Source organism: Niastella sp., assembly GCF_045805085.1.
GTDB lineage: Bacteria > Bacteroidota > Bacteroidia > Chitinophagales > Chitinophagaceae > Niastella.
In genome coordinates, this window is sequence record NZ_JBJMLX010000216.1 from 1 (window position 1) to 9,999 (window position 9,999).

The 9,999-nt window shown below is 44.5% G+C and carries 6 protein-coding genes; 1 reads left to right on the forward strand and 5 read right to left on the reverse strand.

Annotated features, from left to right (window positions below; all coding sequences use genetic code 11):
- From ACJ751_RS11025 to ACJ751_RS11045, 5 genes are all read right to left on the reverse strand, one after another.
- Window positions 1-2,162: TonB-dependent receptor plug domain-containing protein (locus ACJ751_RS11025; RefSeq protein WP_407745547.1), on the reverse strand; the 2,162-nt coding region annotated here is incomplete at its 3' end.
- A 27-nt stretch (window positions 2,163-2,189) separates the two neighbouring features.
- On the reverse strand, window positions 2,190-2,723 hold the full coding sequence (locus ACJ751_RS11030; protein WP_407745548.1) for a YfiR family protein: 534 nt from the start codon (window positions 2,721-2,723) through the stop codon (window positions 2,190-2,192).
- Between the two features lie 221 nt (window positions 2,724-2,944).
- Entirely contained in the window at window positions 2,945-6,109 is a 3,165-nt protein-coding gene (locus tag ACJ751_RS11035) for an efflux RND transporter permease subunit (protein WP_407745549.1), read from the reverse strand.
- A gap of 37 nt (window positions 6,110-6,146) precedes the next feature.
- The gene (locus tag ACJ751_RS11040) at window positions 6,147-7,289 is read right to left on the reverse strand and encodes an efflux RND transporter periplasmic adaptor subunit (protein WP_407745550.1); all 1,143 of its coding nucleotides are present in this window, start codon (window positions 7,287-7,289) and stop codon (window positions 6,147-6,149) included.
- Window positions 7,290-7,305: 16 nt separating this feature from the next.
- Entirely contained in the window at window positions 7,306-8,646 is a 1,341-nt protein-coding gene (locus tag ACJ751_RS11045; protein ID WP_407745551.1) for a TolC family protein, read from the reverse strand.
- A 411-nt stretch (window positions 8,647-9,057) separates the two neighbouring features.
- Here ACJ751_RS11045 and ACJ751_RS11050 point away from each other — a divergent pair, with 411 nt between their 5' ends.
- Window positions 9,058-9,633, forward strand: a complete 576-nt coding sequence (locus tag ACJ751_RS11050) for an outer membrane beta-barrel protein (protein ID WP_407745552.1) — start codon at window positions 9,058-9,060, stop codon at window positions 9,631-9,633.
- Window positions 9,634-9,999: the final 366 nt, after the last annotated feature.

Sequence of the window (9,999 nt, forward strand, 5' to 3'; positions counted from 1 at the left end):
CGCTGGTTAAGCGCATTGTTGATATTGGTAAAAACCGCTAATTTTTTTATTATATTATATCTAAGTGAAACGTTCATCAGCGCATAGCCAGGTATTGTTTGCCGTTTACGTATCGATGTAGTTGAATTACTTATACCTGTAAGGTTTTGTCTGCCCAGCAGGATCAGGCGGGGCGAACAGCTGAATTTACCAGCTTTGAGGTCTGTTCCTGCATGGATACTGAACGGAGAAATAAATTCAAGCTTTACTTTTCCAAGGGTTGGGTCCTTTTGTGAATAATCGTCATATCCGTTTGTATGGCTTACAGACAGGAAAGAATTAAGGAGAAGTTTGCCAATGGAATATTTGCAATTAAACTGAATGCTTCCTCCATAATTTACCTGCCGGGTTTGATTGACAAATACTTCAACATACCCAACCGGTATTCCATTAAACATATTGTTATATAGACGGGTGGATTTATTATCATCGGCAAATTCATGCAAGCCTGAAAGCACGGTATAATATCCATCAAGTGTTACACTGAGGTTATTGGTAAAATAGTGATTGATGCTTACCTCTGCATTTTTGGAGGTGATGGGCTGCAGGTTTGGATTAGGCAGATGCATAAAATTAGCACGGAACGATCTTCCCGAATCGGCTGTTTCGAATGCGCCGTAATACGCATAACAATCAAAAGTGGTAGGCGCAAGGAATGCTGTTCCATAAAGCGCTTTGATGGTGGTTTTATCAGTAGGCCTGTAAACAACTCCTACGCGTGGGTTAAAGGTGTTTTCATACCTCGAGTTAACATCGTAACGGGCGCCAAAAGTGAAATGCATTTTTTCAACAGGAGAATATTGCACCTGCAAATAAGTGCCGATATTCTGATACCTCAGCGTATAAAATTTAGCATCCAGGCCATCAGGCTTATAATATGTTTTTGTGCCGATATAAGTTCCATGTAAGTCTCCGAGGGGGTCAACCGGCGCCGCCAGATCTGCACTGGTTGGTATGGAATAGAAACTCTCGTAGGTAGCGCCACCTGTAAGATTAAATTTTTCCGATGCTTTCCAGTCAACCTGCTGCTCAGCCTTTATCAGCGAACCAAAAGAATATTTGTATGCCGGTTCCATACCCGAAAAAACATTCCGGTAATTCGATTTCGGATTCATCACATATTCACTGGCCAGCAGGGAGGTGGTAGCTGTGACCTTCCCAAAAGATCTTCTATAAGAAGCGTTTGCCATAGTGATGCCCTGACCCATAAAAACATTTTTGTTGTAAACGGCATTGTTGGGATTCTCTTCATAAAATGTAGGCGTTTGTGCATAGTTCCTGAAAATCGCTAACGAAAATTCGTCCACTTGTAACGATGCATATAAATTGTATGCTTTTAATGGCATTTCTATCCTGCTGTTTACAGGGGTCTTTGGGGTCATTGGGCCGAAAATAGTGTTAAACGTTCCTGTTGTGTAGGCAGCCGTATTGAACAAGGTGTCCTGTTTATACAGTTTGGAATAATTTACACCCTGGTTATAACAATATTGACCTGAAACAACCAGGTTGGCGTGTTCATTCAGTTTTTTGGCAATAAATAATGTATTGTTGATATAACCGTAGGCGCCTGCCATCGACGTGGCATCTACCCTGATAGCTTTTTTGGAAGAAGACTTTTTGGTAATGAGATTGATCACCCCTGACACTGCATCTGCCCCATAAAGCGCCGAAGCAGGCCCCAATACTATTTCGATCTGCTCGGCAAGGTTAACGGGATAATTTTCCAGGATGGGCATTGTTTCATTCGTGGGAGAAGAGATGCGCATCCCATCGAGCAGGATCACAAATTTTTCCTGCCCCGGAGTACCCCGCATTACAAAATTATTATGAAGGTGCGACCGCACTTTATCGTCCACCTTCATGTCGGGCAGATCGTACAGCACATCTAACAACGACTGGTAACCCCGCAGTTTGATCTGCTCCTGCGTAATCACGATCACGGTAGCAGGGGCCATCTCCAGGTCCTGGGATGTTTTGCTGGCTGTAGTGATCTTTACGTTCAGAAGATCCTTCAGGTTCAAACTTTGTAGTTTGTTGGTATCTACCTGGCTATAGGTTATACTACATGCCATGATAGTAATCGCAAATAAGAGTATCTTCTTATCAGTGCAGGGCTTTTTCATATAACTGGGTATTCGGGGTTTTATTTTTCATTTTATAATTATCGCCAGATCAAGCAATTCAGAAGCAATGTGCAAATTCCTTTGTTCAACATTACTTTTATTGATCTCTAATTTCAGCCGATCATTTACCGTAATAAAATTGAAGCATGATCCTTTATGTGCAAGGCCGTTGTATTCAGTAATCAGTAAGACCGGGGTGCCCGAAGTAAGCTCAGCGATCTTTTTTAAATTCCCGCTTTCTTCTTCACTGATAAAAAGTATTTGACAGTTACTATAGTTTTTCGGAGTGGTCACCTTAGTAACAACTATTTTCTGACTACCAACTGTTTTATTGGCAATAAAACTTTTTAGATCATCATATAGCGGTGAATCTCCTATGATCCCGATAATGAAATCACCCGATTTTTTATTAGCCGGCCAGTCAATATATTTTGTAAAGCGGTAAATAAGAGTGGCATGTATTGTATAATCTGTTGCATGTTGCGCCTGCACCTTGCCGATTGAAAGCAATAAAATGCCGGCCAGACAGAACAGCTTCCATATTTCAATACTTTTTTTCATAATTAACCCGGTTGCAATAACTGTGTAGTTATTACGGTAATGTCAATTCTGACTACCTTTTTAAGTTTGCTATTACAATAACGGGAAAAGTTAATCCTATTGCAGCTAACAGTGGGATGTATGCTGTATTAAATCTGAATATAAGAGTTCCTTTATCAGATCACCTAAAGGTTATACTTATCAATTTTGCTGCACAAAAAAAAACGATTGCAGCAGCGTGGCTACTCCGATAGTTTTCTTTCCTTCTTTCGCAATTCCTCCAGCTTTTGTCTGCCATATGAGAAACGTGTAATAATTACAAACAACACCGGTACAGTAAATATCGATAACAGGGTAGCCGATAGCATGCCGCCAAAAACCGTCCAGCCGATGGTTTTACGGGCATTGGCGCCTGCGCCGCTGGCAAATGCCAGTGGCAATACACCCAGTATAAATGCGAGCGAGGTCATAAGAATGGGCCGTAAACGCAGTTTTACCGCTTCCAGCGTAGCCGCAACGAGCTCCTGCCCGCGATCCACGCGCTCTTTGGCAAACTCAACGATCAGGATGGCATTCTTGGCTGCCAAACCGATCAGGGTAATCAACCCTACCTGGGCATATACGTTGTTTGATAGTGTTGGAATAAAAATAAGGGTAAGTATCGCGCCAAACGCGCCGATAGGCACTGCCAGCAATACAGAGAAGGGTACCGACCAGCTTTCGTACAACGCCGCCAGGAACAGAAATACAAACGCCACAGACAGGGCGAAGATGTACACTGTTTTTGACCCCGCATTCACTTCTTCCCGGCTTAAGCCCGAAAATTCATACCCATAGCCGGTAGGTAATACTTTATCGGCCACCTCGCGTAATGCAGTAAGCGCATCACCGCTACTATAGCCTTCTTTTGAACCGCCGTTTATTTCTGCCGACCTGAACAGGTTATAGTGTTGAATGAGCGGAGCGCTTTCAGTGGTGGCATAGGAGGTAACTGCACTCAGCGGTATCATTCCTCCTGCAGCATTTCGCACATAATATCGTTGCAATTCGCTTATATCGCCCCGGAAGGTGGTGTCAGCCTGCGCCACTACGCGAAAATTTCTTCCATAAATATTAAAGTCGTTTACATAGCGGCTGCCCATAAATGTTTGCATGGTGTTGAATACATCTGCTATGGAAACGCCGAGCTTTTTGCATTGTTCCCGGTCTACATTTACCTGGTAACCGGGTGTACGGGCCGTGAAGAATGAAAAGGCACGGTTTATCTCAGGCCGTTTATTGGCTTCCACCACAAAATTCTGTACTACTTTTTCAAAGGTCTTGAGGTCATCCGTGCTTTCGCGTTGTTGTAATTCAAAGGTAAAACCGGCGGTTTGTCCTAACCCCGGTATGGGCGGTGGCGGGATCACTACAATATTGGCATCTTTAATGGCAGATAGCCTCTTTTGCACTTCTGCAATCACCCCGTTTATCTGCAGTTGTTTATCTTTTCTATCATCCCAGGGTTTTAATTGCGTAAATACGGTTCCTGCATTCGATTTGGTTGAAAAGGTAACCACGTTCAAACCGCCCAAAGCAGCATAGTGCGCCACGGCAGGCATGCTTTTCAAAGTGTTTTGTATGGTGGTCAACACTTCAATACTGCGGCTGGTTGAAGAAGCTTCAGGCAGCTCGTAGGTGATGTATACGCGGCCTTCATCTTCTGTTGGAATAAAACCGGTTGGTTTTGTTTTAAACAGCAAAAAGGTACCCACCAGAATACACACCAGCAATATTACTACGTAGCGCGCGCCTTTGATAGCGCTGCTTACGCCACGGCCATAGGAATTGGTTGTACGGGCAAACCATTCATTGAATTTAAAGAAGAGTTTGTTAAGGCCCCTTGCCTCTTTGGTAATATGGCTTGGCTTTAATAACAGGGTACATAAAGCCGGTGTTAATGAAAGCGCGATAAAGGCCGAGATCAATACCGAAATGGCAATGGTAATGGCAAATTGCTGGTACAGCCTGCCCACAATTCCGGGTATAAAGCCTACCGGTATAAACACCGAAGCAAGGATGAGGGCAATAGCCACCACAGGCCCCGAGATATCGCCCATGGCGGCTGATGTGGCTTCTTTTGCCGACATTTTTTGTACTTCCATATAATGCTGCACCGCTTCCACCACCACAATAGCATCATCTACCACAATACCGATCGCCAGTACAAAACCAAACAGCGTAAGGGTATTGATGGTAAAGCCAAGCGGAATAAAAAATATAAAGGTGCCAATGATACTAACGGGAATGGCGAGTACCGGGATCAGCGTAGCCCGCCAGTTTTGTAAAAACAGGAATACCACCAACACTACCAGCGCCAATGCTTCCAGCAGCGTATGTACTACTTCATGTATAGAAACCTGTACCACAGAAACGGCTTCAAAAGGAACCACATAATCAACGTCGGAGGGAAACGATCTTTTCAACCGGGTCATTACATCATATACACCCTGTGCAGTTTCCAATGCGTTACTGCCGGGCGCCTGGTAAACAAGCAGGTACGAAGCTCTTCGACCATCTACAAAAGAATTGTTCGAATAGTTGAATTTGCCCAGCTCTACCCTGGCCACATCCTGCAGGTAAACAATTGAACCGTTCTGCGGGTTACTCCGTACAATGATCTTTTTAAACTGGTCTGTTGTAGTAAGCCTGCTGTTAGTGAACACAGTATACTCAAAAGCCTGCACCGAGCGTTGCGGCGGCGCGCCTACTGAACCGGCCGCCACCTGCAGGTTCTGTTCCGTAAGGGCGGCAATTACTTCATTGGCCGTAATGCCCAATTGCGCCAGTTTATCGGCCTGCAGCCAAACGCGCATACTGAAATCATCTGCCCGGGTAAATACGTCACCCACGCCTTTTACGCGCAACAGGGCGTCTTTTACATATATATTGGTAAAATTATCAAGGAAGGGAACCGCGTGTGTTCCTTTGGGTGAGAACATGGCCACCAGCATTAAGATACTGGGGTTACGCTTACGAACGGTAAGACCAAGGCGTTTAACATCGTCGGGCAATGCAGGCGTGGCCACGCTTACCCGGTTTTGCACATCCAGGGCGGCAATATCAACGTTGGTGCCTACTTCAAAAGTTACATTCATAGTGGTACGACCATCGCTGGTACTGTTGCTTTGCAAAAAGGCCATCCCGGGTGTACCGTTTATTTGCGTTTCAACGGCCGTGGTCGTTGTTTGTTCAACCGTTTGGGCGTCGGCGCCGGTGAAGGCGCCGGTTACCTGAACAACAGGCGGCGTAATATTGGGATATTGCGCTACAGGTAAACCGTCCATCGCCAGTAAGCCTGTCATTACGATCACAATAGAGATCACTATAGCTGTTACCGGTCGTTTTATAAATGTATTAGCGATCATATAATAGCTTCTTGAAAATAATCAATAGTCAACAATGTTACTTCGCTGCGGTGGGCGCGCCTGCGGGCTTTGGCTGTCCTATCTGAACAGGAGATCCTTCTTTTAACTTTTGCATCCCATCGATAATAACCTGTTCGCCTTCGTTCAACCCATCGTTAATAACAACCTGGTCGCCGATCCTGGTGCCCAGGCTTACTTTTTTTTGATGGGCCGCCTTGCCATCGGTGGTATATACAAAGTATTCCCCCATTTGCTCAACAATAGCTTTTTGGGGGATCAGTAATTTTTCGGTTTTGGCATTGTTCAGGATCTGCACATTCGCCGTCATCCCCACCTTCAGGTCACTTTGTTTATTGGGGAAAACCAGCCGCGCTTTTATCGTTCCTGTCTGCGGATCAACCGCCCGGTCAATTAAATAGATCTGGCCTGGGTGCGGGTATGTTTCCTGACCGGGCAATATCAGTTTAAAGGTAGAATCTTTGGCAGTGCCCCCTTTCTTTTGCAACTGCTCAAAACGGTACAGGTCTTTTTGATCGATGGCCAGGTCAACAGCCATGGGATCATCGGAAGAAACGGTATTCAACAGGGTTTGCCCCGCCGAAACAGCAGTTCCCAGTTTCGCCTGTGAAATACCGATAGTACCATCGAAGGGAGCATAGATAGTGGTATATCGTAACCCGGTTTGAACACTGGCTACATTGGCTTTCGCAGCGGCCACCTGTTTCTGGGCAGCTTCCAGGGCAGCGTCGGCATAGTCAACCTGTTGTTTGGCAATGGCATCGTGCTTTTCCAGCTCATGGTAGCGATCAGCATCCTTCTGGGCTTTCATCAGGTTGGTTTCCTGCACCTGCAAACCGGCCTGGGCCTGCTGGTAATTCGCCACATATTGCTGTCTGTCTATTTCGTATAGCTTCTGCCCTTTTCTAACCCTGCTCCCATCTTTAAAAAAGATGCCGGTCAAATATCCGTTCACCTGCGGCCGCAGCTCAACCTGGTTCAGCGCCGTTACCGTAGCCGGGTATTGATCATAATAAGCAGCCTTGCCTTTTGCTACAGTATAAACATTTACCGGAACGGGCGGCGGGGCGGCTTGTTGGGTTTTGGCTTTATCATCTTTACATGCCGGCAATAACCAACCGGCGCCGGTAATAATAATTGCCCATGAAAGCTGTTTGTTCATATGCATTAGCTTTTTATCAGTACGATAAAGTACCGAGTGCTTTTTCAACATCTATTTTACTTGATAATACCTGGTATAATGAATTATAATAGTTCAGTTGCGTGGTATGCAGATCGGTTTCGGCAATGATCACCTCCAGGTAAGTTTTAACTCCCGACTTGTATTGTAATTGCAGGGTGTTATATACATCACTGGCCAGGTCAAGGTTTTCTTTCTGGGCATAAAAATCAGTGAGGTTGCTTTTATAGGTGGCCATGGCCTGACTGTACTGGGTGTTGATATTATTTTTAAGATCCGTCATCTCCACATCATTTCGCTTTAGCTGCAGGTTGGCCTGCCTGATGTTCCACATTCGTTTGCCGCCCTGAAAAAGCGGCCAGGCGAATTGAAGGCCTATGTACAGGTTGGGGAATGAATGGGCATACAATTTTGAAAATTCATCGTTCTGATAAACCACGTTATAATAACCGAAGGCCGACAAGGTGGGAATATAACTCCATTGATTGTATGTAACATTGGCCTGCAACAGCCGTTGCTGGGTTTGCAATTGTTGGAACTCTATGCGGCTCTCATATTGCACTTTTTGTAACGTATCGAAGGCAATCGCCCCTTCCATATGGGTGGTATCGAATGATAACCGTAATGGTTGTTCGGCAGGATACCCCATTTGCTGCTTCAGATAGGCATACCGGGCAGTAAGCTGTTCCTGAGCGGCCTTCAGATCGGCTTTGGCATTGTTCAATGAGATGGTGGCTCTTTTATAATCGATCTTGTCTGCCACGCCGCTCTGGTATTGATAGTACGCGTCTTTCAAACTCCGGTCGAGCCGGGTAATGGTTTCCTGCAGTACCTGTATCTGCTGCCGGGTAAGCAGCACATCGTAAAATGCTTTTGAAATAGCGGCTACCACATCTATTTTATTGGCGGTGGTGGTTTGGCGGACCTGCAGGCGAACATCCCGGGCAGTACGGCTTGCCAGCAATACATCGCGATTGAAAATAGTTTGGGTTAATGCCAGCTGGGGCGTTGAGTAATTACGTACGCCGGTTTGTATTTCACGTTTGGGACCTGTGGGATTGTTCAGGTCGGGGAAAATAGTCACCGGCATTTTCAGGTAATGCTGGTAGTTGGCCGTAATGTTTAGTTGTGGATACCAGTCGGCCAGTTTGTTCTTAATGGTTGTTTCGGTGATCTCTTCATCAATTAATGAAGCCTGAATGGCAGGCTGATGGTCGAGCCCATACCGGATACAATTGGGCAGGGATGCTTCCTGCAGCGTAGTATCAGTGGTTGCCTGCGGGTACAATAATGAAGGGTACAGTATCAATAACAATAACAAAGCAGATACTCCATTCATAGAACGTGTAATAACAGGTGATTAAATAACGGAAAAGAGTTTGGGTGGGCAGGAATAAAAACAGCGCTGGGTAGGAGTAAATGTTAAAATTAACAGACCGGCTGGTTAAAAGTTGCTACGCAAACATTAACAACAAATTAAAATTAAGGAAGAAATAGCAACAACTAATAAAAAAGGTGTCAAAACATTGGATATCCAATTGTCTACATTAGGAAATTCAGGCAGAAAAAAGTTTGTTCAGAGGCCGCATTTTTGTGGATTATATTGCCTTCGTATTATTCCATTCTTCCATGCCATCCGCATTACCATCCTGATACATCTCCCCTTTATTGCCTGTAGGTAGCATCCTTCCCTGGGAAGCGCTTTTTTATTTTATAACCACCTTGTGCATACAAGGCAAAATTTTCTTTTATGAGAAACCTGTTTATTTTATTATCGGCATTGTTATTTGGAACGATGATGGCGCAGGCGCAAATTGTAATAAAACCAGCCGCAGGGGTCAATTTTACCGACCTGTCGAAAGATGAAGGCGGCGAATTCAAGGCAAGAGTGGGTTGGCAGATCGGCGGTTCTATCATGTTGTCAAAAGACAGGGTCTACCTGGAGCCGGGGGTTTTTTATGTTCAGAAATCAACCAAATTTGAATCTTCGAACAGCTCGGTCTCGGACGTCGATTTCAACATAAGCGGCATCCGTGTACCGGTAACTATCGGCGTAAACCTGCTCGATGAAAAATCGACTGTCAATGTGCGCATTTTTGGTGGTGGGTCTGCCTTCGTGTTGACAAACACAAAAAATCTGGATAAGGACTTTTTAAAGAATGCCGACTGGGGCGTATACGCGGGCGCAGGGCTCGATATTTCGCTGTTCTTCCTGGATGCGTCCTATGAATGGTCGCTTACCGATATAAGCGATGACTTAGACCGTATTGATGTGGGGAAAACCAGGTCGATATTTGTTCAGGCGGGTTTTCGGATAAAATTATAAAAACGGGTAAAATAATCTACGGACCAACCAATCTTTCAGAAAATTCATCAAATAACATATACATTTTATAATAAATGAGTAGTAATCTAGTATTACTAACAGCAAACTCAAGAGAGAATGGTGACATGAGTAACAAAAAAGAAGTTGTAAGTGGTAATTTGTAAAAAAATTACCCGATTTCTTTCTGAAAGAAATCTGACTAATGTAGTCCAACTCTCGCCTAAAGCTTATGGTTTATTTAAAGTAACGGCCTCTAAGTTTACAATCCCAAAGGTTGAAACGATGAGAAAATCTTATTACTTAAAGGACAACATTTTTAAAGTGAAAAGTGTGCTGGAAAAAATAAGTAATATATTAATATTTTAC

Bases quoted from the DNA above. Each gene is read 5' to 3' on its own strand.
- ACJ751_RS11040 (WP_407745550.1), bottom strand. From the start codon at position 7,289: ATGAACAAACAGCTTTCATGGGCAATTATTATTACCGGCGCCGGTTGG.
- ACJ751_RS11045 (WP_407745551.1), bottom strand. From the start codon at position 8,646: ATGAATGGAGTATCTGCTTTGTTATTGTTATTGATACTGTACCCTTCA.
- ACJ751_RS11030 (WP_407745548.1), bottom strand. From the start codon at position 2,723: ATGAAAAAAAGTATTGAAATATGGAAGCTGTTCTGTCTGGCCGGCATT.
- ACJ751_RS11050 (WP_407745552.1), top strand. From the start codon at position 9,058: ATGAGAAACCTGTTTATTTTATTATCGGCATTGTTATTTGGAACGATG.
- ACJ751_RS11035 (WP_407745549.1), bottom strand. From the start codon at position 6,109: ATGATCGCTAATACATTTATAAAACGACCGGTAACAGCTATAGTGATC.